This window comes from Devosia sp. BK (assembly GCF_032907385.1).
GTDB lineage: Bacteria > Pseudomonadota > Alphaproteobacteria > Rhizobiales > Devosiaceae > Devosia.
Map to the genome: position 1 here is coordinate 56810 of NZ_JAIMBX010000003.1, position 17983 is coordinate 74792.

General features: G+C 61.6%; 16 protein-coding genes. 8 read left to right on the forward strand and 8 right to left on the reverse strand.

Annotated elements, in window-relative coordinates:
- Positions 1–2: 2 nt before the first annotated feature.
- The 4 genes from DevBK_RS15855 to DevBK_RS15870 all read right to left on the reverse strand — a co-directional run bounded on the left by DevBK_RS15855 (position 3) and on the right by DevBK_RS15870 (position 3364).
- Positions 3–1193 carry a multidrug effflux MFS transporter gene (locus DevBK_RS15855; protein ID WP_317186152.1) on the reverse strand — a complete coding sequence of 397 codons (1191 nt, stop codon included), beginning with the start codon at positions 1191–1193 and terminating at the stop codon, positions 3–5.
- A 23-nt stretch (positions 1194–1216) separates the two neighbouring features.
- The gene (locus tag DevBK_RS15860; protein ID WP_317186153.1) at positions 1217–2029 is read right to left on the reverse strand and encodes an alpha/beta hydrolase; all 813 of its coding nucleotides are present in this window, start codon (positions 2027–2029) and stop codon (positions 1217–1219) included.
- 48 nt (positions 2030–2077) lie between these two features.
- Positions 2078–2716 (reverse strand): DsbA family oxidoreductase, encoded by a 639-nt coding sequence (locus tag DevBK_RS15865; protein WP_317186154.1) that lies wholly within the window; start codon positions 2714–2716, stop codon positions 2078–2080.
- Positions 2717–2806: 90 nt separating this feature from the next.
- Positions 2807–3364 carry a tryptophan-rich sensory protein gene (locus DevBK_RS15870; RefSeq protein ID WP_317186155.1) on the reverse strand — a complete coding sequence of 186 codons (558 nt, stop codon included), beginning with the start codon at positions 3362–3364 and terminating at the stop codon, positions 2807–2809.
- 147 nt (positions 3365–3511) lie between these two features.
- Here DevBK_RS15870 and DevBK_RS15875 point away from each other — a divergent pair, with 147 nt between their 5' ends.
- Entirely contained in the window at positions 3512–3724 is a 213-nt protein-coding gene (locus DevBK_RS15875) for a SlyX family protein (protein ID WP_317186156.1), read from the forward strand.
- A 158-nt stretch (positions 3725–3882) separates the two neighbouring features.
- Here the strand turns inward: DevBK_RS15875 and DevBK_RS15880 are convergent, their stop codons facing one another.
- Entirely contained in the window at positions 3883–4896 is a 1014-nt protein-coding gene (locus tag DevBK_RS15880; protein WP_317186157.1) for an alpha/beta hydrolase, read from the reverse strand.
- Between the two features lie 102 nt (positions 4897–4998).
- Here DevBK_RS15880 and DevBK_RS15885 point away from each other — a divergent pair, with 102 nt between their 5' ends.
- The 3 genes from DevBK_RS15885 to DevBK_RS15895 all read left to right on the forward strand — a co-directional run bounded on the left by DevBK_RS15885 (position 4999) and on the right by DevBK_RS15895 (position 8790).
- On the forward strand, positions 4999–6000 hold the full coding sequence (locus DevBK_RS15885; RefSeq protein ID WP_317186158.1) for a ligase-associated DNA damage response exonuclease: 1002 nt from the start codon (positions 4999–5001) through the stop codon (positions 5998–6000).
- Entirely contained in the window at positions 5997–7562 is a 1566-nt protein-coding gene (locus tag DevBK_RS15890; protein ID WP_317186159.1) for a cisplatin damage response ATP-dependent DNA ligase, read from the forward strand. Before DevBK_RS15885 ends, DevBK_RS15890 begins: the two co-directional genes overlap by 4 nt.
- Before the next feature lie 79 nt (positions 7563–7641).
- Positions 7642–8790, forward strand: a complete 1149-nt coding sequence (locus DevBK_RS15895) for a hypothetical protein (protein WP_317186160.1) — start codon at positions 7642–7644, stop codon at positions 8788–8790.
- Here DevBK_RS15895 and DevBK_RS15900 read toward each other — a convergent pair.
- Genes DevBK_RS15900 through DevBK_RS15910 form a run of 3 tightly spaced genes read right to left on the reverse strand, consistent with a single transcriptional unit; the run spans position 8787 to position 11417 of the window.
- Positions 8787–9320: a hypothetical protein gene (locus DevBK_RS15900; protein ID WP_061909654.1), complete on the reverse strand. Its 534-nt coding sequence runs from the start codon at positions 9318–9320 to the stop codon at positions 8787–8789. The two genes, DevBK_RS15895 and DevBK_RS15900, sit on opposite strands and share 4 nt — an antisense overlap.
- Before the next feature lie 4 nt (positions 9321–9324).
- Positions 9325–9714: a MerR family transcriptional regulator gene (locus DevBK_RS15905; RefSeq protein ID WP_061909652.1), complete on the reverse strand. Its 390-nt coding sequence runs from the start codon at positions 9712–9714 to the stop codon at positions 9325–9327.
- Positions 9711–11417: a long-chain fatty acid--CoA ligase gene (locus DevBK_RS15910; RefSeq protein ID WP_317186161.1), complete on the reverse strand. Its 1707-nt coding sequence runs from the start codon at positions 11415–11417 to the stop codon at positions 9711–9713. The genes DevBK_RS15905 and DevBK_RS15910 overlap by 4 nt, the downstream gene beginning before the upstream one ends.
- Positions 11418–11617: 200 nt before the next feature.
- On the opposite strand from DevBK_RS15910, the gene DevBK_RS15915 reads away from it, so the two are divergent.
- From DevBK_RS15915 to DevBK_RS15930, 4 genes are read left to right on the forward strand one after another with little or no spacing between them, the layout of a single operon-like run.
- Positions 11618–14245 (forward strand): acyl-CoA dehydrogenase, encoded by a 2628-nt coding sequence (locus tag DevBK_RS15915; protein WP_317186162.1) that lies wholly within the window; start codon positions 11618–11620, stop codon positions 14243–14245.
- 31 nt (positions 14246–14276) lie between these two features.
- A complete protein-coding gene (locus DevBK_RS15920; protein WP_317186163.1) occupies positions 14277–16235 on the forward strand; it encodes a 3-hydroxyacyl-CoA dehydrogenase NAD-binding domain-containing protein in 1959 nt (652 codons plus the stop codon).
- Positions 16236–16249: 14 nt separating this feature from the next.
- Entirely contained in the window at positions 16250–17536 is a 1287-nt protein-coding gene (locus DevBK_RS15925; RefSeq protein ID WP_317186164.1) for an acetyl-CoA C-acetyltransferase, read from the forward strand.
- The gene (locus DevBK_RS15930; protein ID WP_317186165.1) at positions 17533–17697 is read left to right on the forward strand and encodes a hypothetical protein; all 165 of its coding nucleotides are present in this window, start codon (positions 17533–17535) and stop codon (positions 17695–17697) included. Before DevBK_RS15925 ends, DevBK_RS15930 begins: the two co-directional genes overlap by 4 nt.
- Positions 17698–17983: the final 286 nt, after the last annotated feature.

Genomic DNA, 17983 nt, shown 5'->3' on the forward strand with positions numbered 1-17983 from the left:
CGCTAGCGCTGCACGGCCGAGCGGGTGCGCCTCAAGTCGGCGCTGGCGAGGGCGATGGCCAGCAGCGCCAAAGCCGGCATGAGGATGACGAGCGCGCTGCGGGCTTCGGGGAAGAGCAGCGTGCCGGCAAGCGAGGCGAGGAAACCGCCGCCCATCTGAAAGAAGCCGGTCAATGCTCCCGCTGAACCGGCAATTTCGCCAAAGCCTGACATGGCGGCGGCGGTGGCGCTGGGGCTGATGCAGGCAAGCGACAGCATCCAGAATCCCACGGGGACCATGACAGCCAGAACCTCATTGGGCCAGATGCGCGGGGCTATGGCGTAGCCAAGGCCCGAGAGCCCGATGAGCACCAGACCGATGGCGACCAGTTGCCAGCCATCGACGCGCTTGGCGAGGCGCGCGGCAATGAGATTGCCGGTGATGAACGAGCCCGTCTGGATCAGCATGGCCATGGCGAACTGGAAGGGCGTGAGGCCGATCTGATCGATGAGCACGAAGGGCAGGAGCGCGGCGGAGGCGTAAAAGCCACCAAAGGCGGCCGCCAGCGTACCGGCGGGGAGTAGAAAGGCCGGGGCGCGGAGGAGGCGTCGATAATTGCCGAGGATTGTGCGCGGATTGAGCGGGACGCGCCGGTTGGCAGGGAGCGTTTCGCGTGCGGAAAAGCCCAGAAGCGCGATAATGGCGAGGCCGAAGCCGCCCATGACGACGAACATCAGGTGCCATGAGCCGATCGCAAGAAGCGCTGTGCCGAGTGTCGGGGCGATGGCCGGGGCGACGGTGAGAACGAGGTTGATCAGGGTGAGGATGCCGATGGCTTCGCGGCCGATGAAGAGATCGCGGACCATGGCGCGCGACAGCGCTACGCCTGCCGAGACGCCGAACCCCTGGAGGATGCGGCCGATGAGCAGCATTTCAAGGTTTTGCGCCGAGGTGCAGACCAGTGCGCCCAGCACGTAGATAGCAAAGAAGGCAATGCCGACCATGCGCCGGCCATAACGGTCGGACAGCGGGCCGCAGATCAATTGGGCCAGGGCAAAGGCGGCGAAATAAACAGTGAGCGTCAGCTTGCCGCCAGCGTCGGTCGTACCGAGATCGATGACCATTCCGGGCAAAGCAGGCGCATAGAGCGTCAGGCTCAGGGGGCCGGTCGCGACCATGAGGCCGCCGATGATGGCGGTGCGGCGGCCGGACATGGCGCCCGATGCGGATGAGACGGTCAGCGGACGGCTCCGGCGCGGGTGAAGAAAGCCTTTGCCTTGGCCCAGATGCCGGCATCCCACAGATCGGAATGATCGGCGCCCGGGACGATCCAAAGTTCGTCCTTATTGGGGACGAGATCATAGAGCCGTTCGCCATTCGATACGTCGATGGTGCGATCGGCGGTGCCGTGGCCGATGAAAACCGGCTCCGTGACATTGGCGATCCACTGATCGGAATGGAACTGATCGAGCATGACGAGGCTGACCGGCAGGAAGGGGTAGCGCTCGGCGGCGACGCCGACAGCGGAGAGGAAGGGCGTTTCAAGAAGCAGAGCGAGCGCATCCCTCTGGCTCGCGACATAGGTCGAGGGGCCCGTGCCAAGCGAGCGGCCCCAGATGACAAGCGGGAAGCCTTGCTTCTGCGCCCAATCGAAGGCAGCGATGGAATCATCGAGGATGCCGGCTTCGCTGATCGAACCGGGCGAGGCAGGGAAACCGCGGTAGTCAAAAGCGAGGAAGCCGTAGCCCTCGGCGGCAAAGGTCTGGTAGCGCTCGTGCTCAGCCGAGAAGCTTTCAGAATTGCCTTTGTAGTAGATGATCAGCGGCTTGCCGGGCGATGGCGCCTTGTACCAGCCATTGACGACGGAGCCAGCCACCGGAATGGCGACGTTTTGGGCGCCGGGAATGCCGGCTTCGGCGAGGGTGGTTACCTCGCCGAACGGATTGTACTGCAGGGCGCGCTGGTTGACATACATGTAACCGACAATGCCGAGATAGGCGATGACGACGAGCCCCACCAGGGCCAGAAGAGCAAGACGTAGGCGCTTCACCGATGCGATCCTCAAATCATTCGGGTCAGCTATAGCGTCTCGCCGATCTCAAATCTCGGAAATTGTCTTCTCAAGGGCCTGGGCGAAGACCTCGTCAGGCTGCGCACCCGAAAGGGCGTATTTTTCGCCAAAGACGAAGAACGGCACGCCGCGAATACCCTGCTGGGAGGCGGAGGTGGCGAGCTGTTCGGTGGTTGCCAGCTCATTGGCGTCGTTCATCGCGTCGAGCGCATCGCCGCGATCCCAGCCGAATTCGGCGGCGATATCGGCGAGGATATTGTCGTCGTTGATCTGGCGGTGATCGAGGAAATAGGCCTCGGCAATGGCATTGGCCAATTCGTGCTGGTTGCCATTGGGTTTGGAGAGCCGCGTGATGGTGTGCGCCTTGGCCGTGTTGAACATGCGCGGCTGCTTGGAGAGATCGAGCGTGATGCCGGCCTTGGCGGCTTCGCTTTCAACCCGCTCCCACATTTCCTTGGGGTCGCGACCGTATTTTTGCTTGAGCATCTCGCCGACATCGACGCCTTCGGGCGGAACTGTCGGATCGAGATAGAAGGGATGGTTTTCGACGACCACATCGACATCGTCGGGGACATTGGCGAGGGCGGCATCGAGACGGGCCGAGCCGACAAGGCACCAAGGGCAAACGACATCGGTGAAGAGGTCAATCTTGAGCGTGCGAGCCATGGTTCGCTCCAAAATGAAAGGTGCCCCCATGTGGGCTGCTTAACGCAGACCCGCAAGAAGGCACCTTTGGGTAACTTGTGTGGCCGGCCGTTAGATCGCAGCAGGCGCTGGGTTCTGTGCGGTCACCAGAGCAAAAGGCGGAGCCCAGGCGGCGGAGATGGCAAGGCCAAGCACTGCGCCAAAGCCAATCCAGCCGAGCATGGGGATCATCAGCCAGCCACCAAGGCGCGAGACGCGCGCCACGCGGATGGACGTTGCGAGGCCAAGCATCATGACGCCCGTCATGACGAGGGCAAGCTGCAGCGAATCAAGCGGAGCGGCAAAGAACGGAAAAGCGATCATGCCAATGATGAGGGCAGTGCCCCAAGGCAGGGCCTTGCGACCGCGCAGCCCCTGACCATAAGCGATGCCGATGCCGAGACCGGCCATCGCAAGCGCCACGAGATGAATACCGGCGCCAACCCAGCCTGGAAGGCCGGCAGGCGAGAAAAACAGCGGCATGACGCCGAGGCTTTCGGCCATAAAATTGGCCGCGCCAAAACCGGCTAGGGGGAGAAGGGCCGACAGAACGGGACGTGCGACATTGCCGATTTCCGCCTTGTGAGCGGTCGGAGCGAGCGTCGTATTTTGAGCCGTCAAGGTCGCCATTTTAGGCTCCCGAATTGTTCGATTTCGCGGAGTCAATGGCGAATTGCACGAAGAAGTTCCCTAAACGTCAACACGCTCCCGTGTAGACCCGGCTTGCCGCAGGGACAGGCCAGAGCTATGTGCGGGACGCATGAAGAGGGATTGGCGATGAGTGACGACGACGTAAACCAGCGCCTGGATCGGCTCGAAAGCCGCATCGCGTTTCAGGACCAGACGATCGAGGATCTCAACGCCGTCATCACCGAGCAGTGGACGGCGATGGAGCAGTTGCGGCGCCGGCTTGATGTGATGGAAGAGCAGGTGCGGAGCGGGAGTTATATTGCGGATCCGGCGAACGAGAAGCCGCCCCCACATTACTGACGTGTCGTTAGTCGCGGCGCCGGTAGGCTTTGCTCCACCCCCTCCCAGCCTCCCCCATCTAGGGGGAGGTGTGGATCGAGTCTGTACCGCGATTTGATCAAATCCACCGGCCCTGCACCTCCCCCTTGATGGGGGAGGCTGGGAGGGGGTGACCTCCACTACCGAGAGAGCGCTTCGGCGAGGTAGGGCAGGCTGATGTCCATGCGGTAATCGACGCTGGAGTGGTTGTCGGGGAATTCTTCGTAGCGGTGGGCAACGCCCTTTTGCTCGAGGGTTTTGTGGATGCGGCGGGAGCCGTAGAGGATGTTGTATTGATCCTCGGTGCCGCAATCGAGGTAGAAGGCCTTCAGTTTGCCGATGGCGTCGGCATGGGTTTCGACCATGCGGGCTGGATCCCATTTGAGCCAATTGTTCCAGCGCTCGTCGATCAATTCGCAGGTGTCCATGGTGACGGGCAGGCGGAGGCCAAGGAAGGTGTCGGCGTTGTCGTCGGGATCGAAGCTTGCGGCCTGGGCGAGGATCATCAGGACCAGCGTGTCCTTGCCATCGATCTTGGGCTTGGCCTCGAAGGCGCGGAGCCAGGTTTCGATATCGCTGCCGAATTTGGCAAGGGTGCGGAGGGTGCCCGGGAATTCGGGGATATAGAGATTTTCAAAGCCGGCATCACCCGAATGGCTGGCTGCCGCCGCCCAAAAATCGGAATGCAGCATGGCGTGGACGAGCGAGCCGAAGCCGCCTGAGGATTTGCCGAAAACGCCGCGCCTGCCGGCGCCGCCGCAGTTGAGTTTTTCTTCGACCGTCGGGACCATCTCACGGATGAGAAAATCTTCGTAATTTCCGAGGACGGGGCTGTTCACATATTGATTGCCGCCGAGGCGCGAGAAGCAATCGGGGAAGGCGACGACGACGGGCGGCATCTTGCCGTCGCCGATCAGGCGATCGAGGCGCTCGGGGACGTTTTCGCCAAAGTTTTTCCAGGCGGTGTGGGCCGGGCCGCCGGCGGTGAAGCCGACGAGATCGACGAGTAGTGGCAGGCCTTCGCCAGTGTGACCGGCGGGGACATAGACATCGACCAAGCGCGCAGTGGGGTCGCCAAGGCGATTGCCAGCGATGGCTTTGCTCTCCACGGTCAGTCGATGAATGGTGCCGGCGGGGTGGCTGGTGCGGCGCATGGTCTTGGCTCCCTTTGCTCGTTGGGCACGAGGTTTGGCCCACCAGCATGTCCTTGGCAAGACGATGTGAACCGGGGGGCGGCAAGAGTCGTTGGAGGAATTATGGGCTTTCTCATAGACCGCAATCTCTACGTTCCTGCCATTGACGCCTGGATCGATCCGGCGGAGCCGAAGCCGCGCGCCATCATTACGCATGGCCATGCCGACCATGCGCGGTCGGGCCATGGCAGCGTTTTGGCGACACCCGACACGATCGAAATCATGAAGGTGCGCTATGGCGAGGATTGCTCGGGGCGGTTCGAGGCGCTCGATTATCGCACGCCGCTCGAGATCGACGGCATGACCGTCAGCTTTCATCCCGCCGGGCATATTCTGGGGTCGGCGCAGGTGCTGATGGAGCAGGGCGGGCAGCGGGCGGTGGTGACGGGGGATTATAAACGCCTCCGGGACCGCACGGCGCAGCCCTATGAGGCGGTAGATTGCGATCTCCTGGTGACCGAGGCGACCTTTGGTCTGCCGGTGTTTCAGCACCCCGATCCGAAATTCGAGATTGGACGGTTGCTCAAATCGGTCGAGGCGCAGCCCGAACGGTGTCATCTTGTGGGCAGCTATGCGCTCGGCAAGGCGCAGCGGGTGATTGCGCTGTTGCGCGATGCGGGATGGGACAAGCCGATCTATCTTCATGGCGCCATGGTGCGGCTTTGCGAACTCTATCAGGCGCTCGGGGTCGAGTTGGGCGAGCTGTTGCCGGCGACGGGCATGCCCAAGGCGGAGATGATGGGGCAGATCGTGATTGCACCGCCTTCGGCCATTCGCGACCGTTGGAGCCGGCGGTTTCCCGATCCCGTCGTGTGCCAGGCCTCGGGCTGGATGAGCGTCAAGCAGCGCGCGCGACAGGCGCTGGTGGAATTGCCTCTGGTGATTTCGGACCATTGCGACTGGGGAGAGCTCAATACGTCGATCCTCGAATGCGGCGCGGAAACCGTCTGGGTGACGCATGGGCGGGAGGATGCCTTGGTCTATTGGTGCCGGCAGCAGGGGCTCGATGCCGAGCCATTGGCGCTTCCGGGGCTCGATGACGATGGCGGGGAGGGCGGGGAATGAAGCGGTTTGCGGACCTGCTCGAACTTCTGGCGCTGACGCCCTCGCGCTTGCGGAAGATCGAAGCGCTAAAGCGCTATTTTACCGAAGTGCCGGACCCGGATCGGGGCATTGCGCTGGCGGTGCTGACGGGGGAAATGGACATCCGCAACGTCAAGCCGGCGCTGTTGCGCGAGACGGTGTTGCGTGAGGTCGACGAGACGCTCTTTGCGCTGTCCTATGACTATGTCGGGGATCTCGGCGAGACCATCGCGCTGATCTGGCCGCATAAGGGCGAGGGGGAATTGCCCAGCTTGAGCGAGACGGTGGATCTCCTCAACCGCACGAGCAAGGCGGACTTGCCCAAGGTGATCGGCGGGCTGTTGAGTCAGGCGGCGATCCATGAGCGCTGGGCGCTGGTGAAGCTCGCGACCGGCGCATTGCGCATCGGGGTTTCGGCGCGGTTGGCGAAGACTGCGCTGGCGGAGATGAGCGGCGTACCGCTCCAGGATATCGAGGAAGTCTGGCATGGGTTGAAGCCGCCCTATCAGAACCTTTTTGCCTGGCTCGAGGGGAAGGCCGCGCGGCCCGACATCGACCATGCGGCGCGGTTTCATCCGCTGATGCTGTCCAATCCGATCGAGGACCGGGATTTCGAAAAACTCGAGCCCAAGGATTTTTCGGCCGAATGGAAATGGGACGGCATCCGCGTGCAGCTCGTCATGGGGCCAAACGGGGTCTCGATGTTTTCGCGCACAGGCGACGATATCGGCGGCTCGTTTCCCGATGTGGTCGAGAATGCCAAGGGCGAAGCGGTGCTCGATGGCGAACTCTTGGTCGGGCAGGATTTTGACGCGAAGAGTTTCAACGATCTGCAGCAGCGGCTCAATCGCAAGGTGGCTTCGGGCAAACAGATGCAGGAGCTGCCAGCTTTTGTGCGGGTCTATGACATTCTGTTCGACGGGCGCGAGGATGTGCGGGCGCTCGGCTGGGAAGAGCGGCGGGCGCGGCTCGAAAAATGGTTCGCGGCCAATCCGCAGACGCGGCTCGATATCTCGGAAATTCTGCCCTTTGCCGATTGGGAAGACCTGGGGCGATTGCGGCGGATGGGCGCCGATGAACATGGCCACGAGGGCGTCATGCTCAAGCTCAGGACCGCGCCCTATGTGCCGGGGCGGCCCAAGGGATTTTGGTTCAAATGGAAGCGCGATCCCAATGTCGTCGATGCGGTGCTGATGTATGCCCAGCGCGGACACGGCAAGCGCAGCTCTTACTACTCCGACTATACGTTCGGGGTCTGGAAGGGCAACGAGATCGTGCCGATCGGCAAGGCCTATTTCGGCTTCACCGATGAGGAGTTGAAGCAGCTCGACAAGTGGATCCGGGCGCACACGACCGCCAGTTTCGGACCCGTGCGCGAGGTAAAGAAGGAACTCGTGTTTGAAGTGGCCTTCGATAGCGCGCAAAAGAGCGGGCGGCACAAATCGGGCGTCGCGCTCAGGTTTCCGCGCATCAGCCGCATCCGCTGGGACAAGCCGGCGCAGGAGGCGGCGCGGCTTGAGGATATGGATGCCTTCGTCGGTTGAGTACGGTCGATAAAATGCGACCCAATATCTTGAGCGGGGTTTAGCGCCCGTCTGGCATGGCTTGGAGACGGAGTGTGCCATGGCCATCAGCGCCGCAAGCTATAACCAGCCGAGTGTCCCCGCGCGCTTTCAGCAGGCGCGTCAAAGTCTCGTCACGCTCAAAAGCACGATCGGCCAAAGCAAGACCACCGAAGAGGTCAGCTTCGAGGTCAAGCGCGAAACGCGCATCCGCTTTGCGACCCAGCCCGTCTATGCGAGCCGGCCGACTTATGGGATGCGCGATGTCTATACCGAGCGGGATGTAACCGAGGACCGGGCGGTCTACGAGACGCGGCCGACTTATGCGGATCGTCCCGTCTATGAGACCAAGCTCACGGGAAGCCGGGATCTGCGGGGCTTTGCGTCGGCGACTGCGGCTGGGCTCGATGAAAAGGCCGATTTTTCGGTGCAGGTCGGATCGGGAGCCGCCGCGCGTGTGCAGTTTACCGGGAGCACCGTGGCGGTGACCCAAAACGGCGCCACCCATAATTTTGCTTATACGGCGAGCGCGGGTTCATTCCAGTCCGCGATGGTCGCGGCGCTCAGTAGCGTGAGCGGGCTCACTGCAAGTCTTGATACTAGTGGCCATCTGTCCCTCAAGACCGATAACGCCGAAAGCCTGACGCTGGCAGAAGTCGCCAATGAGCTGCTCGATCTTTCCGGCACGGCGCTCGACAAGCTTGGTTTGTCGGCGGGGACTGTGAACCGGCAGCAGACGGGGACGGTCCGCGAGCAGAATGGCACCGAGCAGGTGCAGACGGGAACTGAAACCGTCATTGTCGGCCGTGAAAGCGTCAAGACGGGCAGCGAGCGGTACGAGGTCGGTTCGGAGACGTATATTTCCGGATCAGAGCAGGTCGAGGACGGCACGGAAAGCGTCGTGACCGGCTATGAACGTGTGGTCAAGACCACAGATGCCTCCGCGATCGAGCGGCGCACCAAGCAGATGTCGGCGCGACAGGCCATGGTGAGCCTGATCAAGGCGGCGCAAAACGATATCGGCAGTGCAGGCGCGGTCGGAACGCGGATCGCCGAGGGCTTGGCCGGGATCATTGGTGTTCTGGGCAGCAGCGACCCGCTCAGCGCGGACAAACTCGATACTGCCGTCAGCAATCTCGACAAGGCGCGGGCTGCCTATATGACCAGCGCCTATTCCGGTTCAGGCGGGCTTTTCGCCAAGAGCGTCTAGGCGACCGCTGCGCGAAGGCCCGTCGAGGGGAATTTGCGGCCGGCCTTGATCAACTTGCCATCGTGGCCGAGGGCGCGATCGAACAAGGCTACCAGCAGGGGATTGGGAGAAGCCTGGGGCACGGTGCGGAAAATCGCCTGGCCGGCTTTGTCGGCGGGGAGCGTGCGCGCCAAAATGCCGAGGGCAATGGCGGCGGCGCGGGTGCGGCCCTGAAGGCAGTGGATCATCAGGCGCGCGTCTTTGGGGAGCGTCGCGATGAAGCCTAGGATTTCTTCGATATGGGCCGGGGTCGGTGCGCCGGGGGCGCTGGGATCCACCACGTCTTCGAAGCGCGCATGGATTTGGCGCGTCTGGTCGAAATCGGGCAGGCCGAGATAGCGGTTTTCCGGGCCATAGACCGAAATGATGTGGGTCGGGGCCCATTCGGCACCATTGCGGCGCGCTTCGGTCTGGCTGCAGACCAGCATGGCAGAGGGCCAGCGACTGGGATGGCCGGTGCCATCGGTCAATGGCGTGAACAGCTCGGACATGGGTCTAACTCAAAACGACTCGATCGCGTGCAAGTTTGCGGATTTCGTGCAGCTCGGCAATCGTGGTTTGAAGGTCGGCGAGTTGTTGTTCAAGGAGTTCTAAACGCTCATCCACTTTTTCCGATAAAAGGCTGACTTGCTGGCCGCGGTCAGCGTCATAAAGCGCGAGATAATCGGAAATATCGCGGAGAGAAAAGCCAAGGCGCTTGCCACGGAGAATGAGGATCAGCCGGGCGCGATCGCGGCGGCGGAAGACGCGGGTGGCGCCGAGCCGCTCGGGCGAAATCAGGCCCTTGCTTTCATAAAAGCGAATGGCGCGGGTCGAAATGCCGAATTCCTTGGCGAGGTCGGCAATCGAATAAAGTTCGGTGCTTTCGGGATCGACAGGGCTCACGAGTGGGCGGCCTTCTCTTTCGCGTATTCGGCGCGCAATTCCTTTTTGCTGAGCTTGCCGATCAGCGTCTTGGGCAGCGCGTCCTTGAAGATGATTTCCTTGGGCATTTCGATCTTGTTGAGCTTTTCGGCAAGGAAGTGCTTGAGATCGGTTTCGCTCACGGCCTTGCCGGCGCGGAGCTTGACATAGGCGACGGGCGCCTCGCCGCGATAGGTATCGGGCACGCCAATGACATTGGTTTCCTCGACCGCGTCATGGGTCATCAGCGCTTCTTCGATGATGCGCGGATAGACGTTGAAGCCCGAGCAGATGATCAGGTCCTTGATGCGATCGACAAGGAAGACATAGCCGTCTTCGTCCATGTGACCGACATCGCCCGTGCGCAGCCAGCCGTCGTCAAAGGCTTCCTCTGTCGCTTGCGGATTTTCGAAATAACCCGGCATGACCTGCGCGCCCTTGACCTGCAGCTCGCCATTTTCGCCGATGCCGACTTCCTTTTTGGTATCGACATCGATGAAGCGGATATCGGTGCCGGGGAGGGGGAGGCCGATGGACATGGGCTTTGAGGCGACGCGAAGCGCAGCGCAGCAGACGACAGGCGAGGCTTCGGTCAGGCCATAGCCTTCGGCGAGAATGGCTTTGGATTTCTTGGCAAAGGCGTTGCGGACTTCGTCGGGCAGTGCGGCGCCGCCGGAAATCGCGACTTCTAGGCTTGCGAGATGCTCGGCCTTGGTCGTGTCCGCGCGGGCAACGGCATTGAGCAATGTCGGCACGGCGGGGAGTACATTGGCCTTGGTGCGCGCGAGAAGATCGAGCAATGCCTTCAACTCAAAGCGCGGCAGCATGACGACCTGGGTGCCATTGCAGAGCGGCACATTCATGCAGACGGTCATCGCAAAGATATGGAAGAAGGGCAGGACGGCGACGACCTTGGAGGGCGGATAAAAGAGTCCGCAGCCCCATTTGTCGATCTGGCTCATATTGGCCGCGATATTGGCGTGGGTCAGCAGCGCGCCCTTGGGAATGCCGGTGGTGCCGCCAGTATATTGCTGGACCGCGATATCGGTCTTGGCGTCGATGTGGATCGCGCTCGGGGTGCGCTTGAGGGCAATCAGATCGTCGAAGGCTGTGATCTGGTTCGCAAGCGGGGATTTCCTGGGGTGCGCCATGTCCTTGCGCTTGAAGAGCGAGAAGAGGACCTTCTTTGCAAGCGGCAGGGCATCGGGGAAATGGCAGACGACGAGCGATTTGACGTGGCCAGCCTTGAGCAGCGCCTCGCCCTTTTCGTAAATCTGCTGGAGATCGAGCGTGACCATGAGGTCAGCGCCAGCATTGGCGGTGATGTGGCTGAGCTCGGCGACGGTATAGAGCGGATTGCAATTGACGACGATGCCGCCGGCGCGCAGCACGCCATAATAGGCGATGGGGTAAAATGGCGTGTTGGGTAGCATGAGGGCGACGCGGGTGCCCTTCTTGACGCCGAATTCGGACTGCAGCGCGCCGGCAAAGGCGACGATCTTTTTGGAGAGTTCGCCGAAGGTGGTGGTGCCGCCCAGAAAATCGAGCGCAACGGCTGACGGGTTGCGGGCGCAGGCGGCCAAGACCTGTTCATGGACGGGTGTCGTATCGATCTCGGTCTGCCAATCGATTCCGTCGGGATAGTTGGCGATCCAGGGGCGCAGGCGGTCCGTGGCTGCCGTCATAAACTACTCCTCCTCAAGAGGCCGGCGGCGCCGCGGTCTTTTCGACCTGTGCCATTCCTCCCGCCGACACTGACAAGAATTATTTCACGCCTTTACGTTAGCGTCAAACAACTGCCCGTAAACTTTGGAGGAAATGGTGCCGCGCAAGGCGCCATTGCGGGAGGAGCGGGTACCCAAGATCGTGTGAACGTATTGGGTGCTTGGTTGACGTTTACGTAAACGTTGCTAGTTTCAAGGCAACGATGATCGCGACGCGGTTTTCTTCGCGCGTGATCATAAAGCTGCCCCATGGGCGGCTACGGTTTGGACTTGCGGGCGACGCCCCAACCAATGGCGTCGCGCCGTCCGAGGAGGACAGTGCAGTGGGCCTATTGCTTTTCGTGATCGCGATCGTGGCATTCGCAACCTTGGCCATGCGGGAAAGTCCGCTTTGGCATTGGGGCGTCGCAACGCTGGCGCTGGGGCTGTTGTCCGGCGTCAATTTTGGTCCGGTCCATCCCGAATTTGGGCTCGGCTTTGGCAGTTGGCTGCTGATCGTCCTCGGGCTCGTGCTTCTGGCACTTAGCGTTGCGCCGCTGCGCAAGGCGCTGGTGATCACGCCGGTCTTCGGGGCCGTCAAATCCATCCTGCCGCGCGTCAGCCGCACCGAGCAGGAAGCGCTCGATGCCGGCACCGTCGGCTGGGATGCGGAGCTGTTTTCGGGCCGGCCTAACTGGGACAAGCTGACCAAAATTCGGCCACTGACGCTGACAGCGGAAGAAGAGGCTTTTCTCGATGGGCCCACCAAGACGGCCTGCGAGATGATCGACGATTGGGACATTCGGCACAATCGTGCCGATCTCTCGCCCGAGCTTTGGCAGTTCCTGCGCGACAAGGGCTTTTTGGGCATGCTCATCGGCAAGGAGCATGGGGGGGTGGGCTTTTCGGCCCAGGCGCAGTCGATGATCGTGTCCAAGATCGCGAGCCGTTCGGTGGCGGCGGGGATTACCGTCATGGTGCCCAATTCGCTCGGACCCGGCGAATTGCTCGAAAAATATGGCACGCCAGCGCAGAAGGAAAAGTATCTCCATCGCCTGGCGACGGGCGTCGATATTCCATGCTTCGCGCTGACTGGAGTGCATTCCGGTTCGGACGCCGGTGGCATGCGCGATATTGGTATTGTCACCAAGGGCATGTGGAATGGCGAGGAGACGCTGGGCGTCAACCTGACCTTCGACAAGCGCTATATTACGCTCGCGCCGATTGCGACGCTGGTCGGGCTCGCCTTCATTCTCAAGGATCCCAATAATCTCCTTGGGCGCGGCGAGGATATCGGCATTACCCTCGCGCTCATCCCACATGACCATCCAGGCCTCGATATCGGTCGGCGGCATTTCCCGGCGCGGCAGGCCTTCATGAACGGGCCGGTGCGGGGCAAGGATATGTTCGTGCCGATCGAATTTCTGATCGGTGGCACGGATTATGCCGGGCAGGGCTGGCGTATGTTAATGGAGTGTCTCTCCACCGGCCGGGCGATTTCGCTGCCGGCGATCGGGTCGACCTCGATCAAGGCGACGCTGCGCGCAACTTCGGCCTATGCGCGGGTGCGGCGGCAGTTCGGCATTCCCGTCGGGACCATGGAAGGCGTGGCGGAGCCGCTCGGCGAGATGGTCAAGCGCGCCTATAGTTTTGAAGCGGCGCGGCGGCTGACGGCGTCGATGGTCGATGAGGGCCAGCGCCCGGCGGTGATCGCGGGGCTGCTCAAATACACGACGACGGAAGCCATGCGTGACAGCATGGATGATGCCTTCGATATTCAGGGTGGCCGCGCCATTCAGGACGGGCCGGGCAATTATCTGTTCGGCGCCTATCAGGCGCTGCCTGTGGCCATCACGGTCGAGGGCGCGAACATTTTGACGCGCACGCTGATGACTTTTGCTCAGGGCGTTTTGCGCGCGCATCCCTATCTCCTTAGGGAAGTGCAGGCGGCGCAGAGCAAGGACAGGCGCAAGGGGATCGATGCCTTTGACGCTGCCTTTGGCGGGCACACGGCCTTCATGCTGCGCAATATCGTTGCGAGCTTCCTCCATGGGTTGACCAATGGGTCATTTGCCTCATCGCCCAATGATGGGCCGATGGCGGGGTGGTATCGCAAGCTGCATCGCTATTCGCAGGCCTTTGCGCTGACGGCGGACTGGACGACGGTGGTGCTGGGCGGGGCGCTCAAGGCCAAGCAGAAGATTTCGGGCCGCATGGCTGATCTTCTGGGCGATCTCTACATCATGTCGGCAACGCTCAAGCGGTTCGAGGAAGAAGGGCGTCTGGCCGAAGATCGGGATCTGGTCGATGCGATCATGGAAGATCGCATTGCCTCGATGGAAAAGACCTTTGGCGAAGTGTTCGACAATTTCCCCAATCCGGTTTTTGGCACGGCCATGCGCATCCTCTGCTTCCCGCTCGGGCGGCATGCCAAGCCGGCGGCAGACGACGTCAATTACAAGTTCGTCCGCGCGGTGCTGCGTCCCGGTGCGTTCCGCGATCGGCTGACCACGGGCGTCTATGTGAGCATGGACCCAAATGACGTGACGGGCGTTCTCGAAGATGCGCTCATCAAGGTCACGGAGGCGGAGGAAATCGAAGCCCGGTTCATCAAGGCGTCGCGCCGCGGCGTGTTTGATCGCCGTCTCGACCGCGACGCCATTGCCGATGCGGTGGCGGCAGGGGTGATCAACGACAATGAAGCCGGCATCATGCGGGCGGCCGACGAGGCCACCGAGCGCGCCGTGCAGGTGGATGATTTCGACAAGGATGTGCTCAAGCACACAGAGCAGCGGACGGCGGCCGAATAGGCGTCAAGCGGTGGATTGAAGAGGAGCAAGCATGATCGCGCAGGCAACCGAGACCAAGCATTGGAGCTTCCATACCGATCTCGAAAAGATCGGCTGGCTGACCATCAGTTCGCCGACGGGCTCGGTGAATACGCTGAGCCGGGAAGCGATCATGGAGCTCGAAACACTGGTCGCGCGCTTCGAGGACTTGGCCAATAGCCAGGAAATCATCGGGATCGTGCTGCTCTCGGGCAAGGATTCAGGATTTATCGCCGGGGCGGATGTCAGCGAATTCGACGCGATGAGCGACTTTTCGGTGCTGCCAGAAGCGCTCAAGCGCACGCATGCGCTATTTTCGCGGATCGAGAATTTGAAGGTGCCTGTTGTCGCCGGTATCCATGGCTTCTGCCTTGGTGGCGGGCTCGAACTGGCGCTGGCGTGCCACTATCGTATTGCCGTCAATGACGACAAAACCCGCATTGGCTTCCCCGAGGTCAATCTCGGCATTTTCCCGGGCTTTGGCGGGACGGGCCGCTCGATCCGGCAGGCCGGGCCCGTGGACGCCATGCAGATCATGCTCACGGGCAAAATGCTGCGCGCGGGACAGGCGCGGGGGCTCAATCTCGTCGACAAGCTCGTTCGGCATCGCGACATGCTGCGCTGGGAAGGCCGCAAGGCGGTGCTGCAGCATCGGAAATCCCAGCCGGCCGGCTTTTTCAAGCGGGCGATGGCGGGGCCGCTCCTCCGCGACTATGTCGCCAACAAGATGCGCGAGGAGGTGGGCAAGAAGGCCAATCGCGTCAATTATCCTGCGCCCTATGCGTTGATCGAACTGTTTGAGCAGCATGGCGGGGATTGGCAATCGATGATCCGCCACGAGGTCGATGCCTTCGTGCCGCTGATGGGCTCGCCGACGGCGGCCAATCTTCGGCGGGTATTTTTCCTCTCCGAAGGGCTCAAGAAGCAGGGGCTCAAGGGCGCGAAATTTTCGCGCGTCCATGTCATCGGTGCCGGCGTCATGGGGGGCGATATTGCGGCCTGGTGCGCCTATCGCGGCATGAGCGTGACGCTGCAGGATCTCGATATGGCGCGGATACAGCCAGCGCTCGATCGGGCAAAGAAACTGTTCCAAAAGCGCTACAAGAAAAAGCGCGAGGTCGATGCGGCCATGCTGCGTCTAACCGCTGACCCCCAGGGCAATGGCGTGCCGCGGGCCGATGTGATCATCGAGGCAGTGGTCGAAAAGCTCGAGGTCAAGCAGTCGATTTTCAAGAGCGTCGAAGGCAAGCTCAAGCCTGGCGCGATTTTGGCGACCAATACGTCTTCCATCGAACTCGAACGCATTGCCGAGGCGCTGCAGGACCCGGCGCGGCTGATCGGGCTTCATTTCTTCAATCCGGTGGCGCAACTGCCGCTGGTCGAGGTGATCAAATCCAAATTCAATTCGGACGAGGCGATCGGCAAGGGCGCGAGCTTTGCGTTGGCCATCGGCAAGTCGCCGGTCGTGGTCAAGTCCGCGCCCGGCTTCCTCGTCAATCGCGTGCTGATGCCCTACATGCTGGGCGCGGTGGAACGGGTCGAGCGGGGCGAAAGCAAGGAATTGCTGGATGCTGCTGCAGTCGCCTTCGGCATGCCGATGGGGCCGATCGAACTGATGGACACGGTGGGGCTCGATGTCGGCAAATCGGTTGCGACCGAGCTTGGGCATTCGGTGCCGGATGGCAGCACGTTTGATCGGCTGATCGCCGAAGGAAAGCTTGGCCGCAAAACCGGCGAAGGTTTTTACAAATGGGAAAAGGGCAAGGCCATCAAGGGACCGGCGCCGCAGCGGGATGATCTCGTGGCGCTTGGCCGCGAACTCGTGAAGCCGCTGGTCGACATGACCGAAGTGGTGGTGAGCGAAGGCGTGGTGGCCAATGCCGATCTCGCCGATGTTGGCGTCATCATGGGAACGGGCTTTGCGCCATTCCTTGGTGGGCCGCTCAGGGCCCGTGCCGACGGTCGTGCGTAAAGGGGAGCAGGATAATGACTGAATTGAAGCGCGTTGCCATTGTCGGTTCGGCCCGCATTCCCTTTGCCCGTGGCGGCACGGCCTATGCTGACGAAACCAATCTTTCCATGCTCGCGACGACCATTGGCGGGATCGCGGACAAGTACGGCTTAAAAGGCGAAAAGATCGACGAGGTGATCGCCGGGGCGGTGATCAACCATTCGCGCGATTTCAACATTGCCCGCGAGGCATTGCTCGACGCTGGGCTTTCGCCGCGGACGCCGGGCACGACGATGCAGATCGCATGCGGCACAAGCCTCCAGGCGGCGCTGGTCCTCGCCGGCAAGATCGCCTCTGGGCAGATCGACAGTGGCATTGCCGCGGGCTCCGATACGGTTTCGGACAGCCCCATCGTCTTCGGCTCGAAATTCCAGCATCGCCTGCTCGATGCGAATGGCGCCAAGACGACGGGCGACAAGCTCAAGGCATTCACCAAGGGATTTTCCTTTGGCGAACTGACGCCTGTGGCGCCATCGGTCAATGAACCGCGCACCGGCATGTCCATGGGCCAGCACTGTGAATTGATGGCGCGCGAATGGGGCATTTCCCGCCGCAGCCAGGACGAGTTGGCGGTGGCGAGCCATCGCAATGCGGCCAAGGCTTATGATGAGGGTTTTCATGATGACCTGCTCGTCCAGTGTGCCGGGCTGGTGCGGGACAACAATGTCCGCGCCGACAGCAATCTCGACAAGATGTCGACGCTAAAGCCCGCATTCGACAAATCCTCAGGCCATGGCACGCTGACCGCCGGCAATTCGACGCCGCTGACGGATGGCGCCGCCGGCGTGTTGCTGGCGAGCGAAGAGTGGGCAAAGGCACGTGGCCTGCCGATCCTTGCCTATCTCACTATGGGTCGCGTTGCCGGCAATGATTTTGCGCACGGCGAAGGGCTGCTTATGGCGCCGACCATTGCGGTTTCCGAAATGCTGGAGCGGGCCGGGCTCGGCTTTGCCGACATCGATTACTTCGAACTGCATGAGGCTTTTGCGGCGCAGGTGCTCTGCACCCTCAAGGCTTGGAAAGACCCCGCCTATTGCAAGGATGTGCTCGGGCGTGACGAAGCGCTCGGGGAAATCGATCCAGCCAAGATCAATGTGAAGGGCTCGAGCCTTGCCTATGGGCATCCCTTCGCAGCGACTGGCGCGCGCATCCTGGGACTGACGGCAAAGCTGTTGTCCACAGAGACGCGCAAGCGCGCACTGATTTCCGTGTGTACGGCGGGTGGTATGGGCGTCGCTGCGCTGGTAGAAAGTGCTCTATGAGCGATAATGTCATCAAATTCCGGCGGCCCGAGAAAAAGCCCGAGCCGCCGCAGCCGAAAAAGCCGCGCGGCCCCATGCCCTCGTGGCTACCTTTTGCCGTGCTTTTGGCAATCGCGCTGGCGATTTATTTCGTCAGCAAGTCCGGCATGATAGGCCAATAAGTCTTTCTGCAAATGACCAGCGTGACACGCAGGATTTTCCGGCGTCGGAGGCGGCTATTCCGCAGAATGGCCTTTTCGGGAACCAGTTTCCCTCAACGCGTTGTGAACCGGAAAGCCTTGCCAAGGCTTACAGGATGTTAACAAAACGTCGCACGTTTACGCTTAGGTCAATCTTTTGCTTGTCAGTGGACGGTTTCGCGAGATACCGTCCAGCAATCTTGAGCAAAGGCGAGGGCCTTTGTGAAAGGGTGGGGCCGTGTGGGCAAACACACGGAATACAATTCAA